Source organism: Kribbella sp. NPDC020701 (genome assembly GCF_055562215.1).
Window position 1 is genome coordinate 1 of sequence record NZ_JBVHFT010000062.1, and the last position, 1,646, is coordinate 1,646.

General features: G+C 66.5%; 1 protein-coding gene. It reads left to right on the forward strand.

Annotated elements, in window-relative coordinates; genetic code table 11:
• The first annotated feature begins 114 nt into the window (after positions 1-114).
• On the forward strand, positions 115-1,611 hold the full coding sequence (locus tag ACZ3HV_RS44510) for an IS1634 family transposase (RefSeq protein ID WP_465693945.1): 1,497 nt from the start codon (positions 115-117) through the stop codon (positions 1,609-1,611).
• Positions 1,612-1,646 lie beyond the last annotated feature (35 nt).

Here is a 1,646-nt window from a genome sequence, read left to right on the forward strand (position 1 = left end):
CCTGACTTGGCTCACGATCTGAGGTTCGGCGGCCGGGCAGGGCCGTGACCTGGGGCTTTGTCTTCGGGACCGGCTGTTTTTGCACACTAATCCGGGGTCGTAGGGTGCCTTGTTGTGGCGTACGTGCGGACGGTGAAGACTGCGTCGGGGGCGACCGCGGTGCAGATCGTGCACTCGACCCGGCGCGGCTCGCGCGACATCGAGCACCTCGGTTCCGCCCACGACGAGGCCGAACTGGAGGCGCTGAAGGTCTCGGCGCGGCAGCGGCTGGCCCAAGATCAGCTCGAGCTCGATCTTGGGCTGGAAACCGCTGGCCAGGCCGGGCCGGCGGAGATCACGGCCTCGCGGATGGCGCACCTGTGGGACGCGTTGTGCCGAGCGTTCGAGGTGCTCGGGTTCGCTGAGGCCACCGACGGCGACGAGGTGTTCCGGGACCTGGTGCTGGCGCGGATCATCGAACCCACCAGCAAGCAGGACAGCCTGCGGGTGCTGGAGGAAGTGGGCATCAAGCCTGCCTCGTACGCGACCCTCAAGCGTCGTCTGTCCGAGTACGCCAAGGAGTCGTGGCGACAGCGTCTCGCGGCGGCGTGCGCCCAGCACGCCGCGCTCGGTCCGGCCAGCCTGGTGCTCTACGACGTGAGCACGCTCTACTTCGAGACCGACACCGGGGACGGGTTCCGTGAGCCGGGGTTCTCCAAAGAACGCCGGCTGGAGCCGCAGATCACCATCGGGCTGCTCACCGACGCGGCTGGGTTCCCGTTGATGGTCGAGGCGTTCGAGGGCAACAAGGCCGAGACCAAGACGATGATCCCAACCCTGCAGGCGTTCATGGCCACCCACCAGCTTGCCGACGTGACCGTGGTCGCCGATGCCGGGATGGTGTCAGAGGCCAACCGCAACGCGATCGAAGCCGCCAGCTTGACCTACATCATCGGCGAGCGGATTCCCGAGATCCCTTACCAGGTGAAGAAGTGGCGCACCCAGCACCCGGACGAACCGATCCCCGACGGGCATGTGTTCACCCAGCCGTGGCCCGCCACCGCGAAACAGCGCGCCGAGGGCCGGCGGGACAAGGTCGTCTACTACCACTACTCCGCCGACCGGGCCCGCCGCACCCTGCGCGGGATCGACCAGCAGGTCGCCAAAGCCGAACGCGCGGTCGCGGGGAAGGAGCCGGTCAAGCGGAACCGCTTCATCAAAATCGCCGGCGCCAAGAAGTCGGTCAACCGCGACCTCGAGGCCAAGGCCCGCAGCCTCGCCGGATTGAAGGCATACATCACCAACATCGACAACCCCAACCCCGAGTTCGTGATGGGCGCCTACCACCGACTGTTCCAGATCGAGAAGTCGTTCCGCATGTCGAAGCACGACCTGAAGGCGCGGCCGATCTACCACCACAAACGCGAGTCGATCGAGGCACACCTGACCATCGTGTTCGCCGCCCTCGCCATCACCCGGCTCATCGAGGACCGCACCGGCTGGTCGATCAAGAAGTTCGTCCGCACCGCCCGCCGCTACCGCACCGTGCAAATCCGCGCCGGCAAGCAACTCCTCACCGCCGCCGACCCGCTCCCACGGGACCTACGCGACGCACTCGCACTCATCAACTGACAAGGCCTTGCACACTAATTTGAGCCAACTCAGGT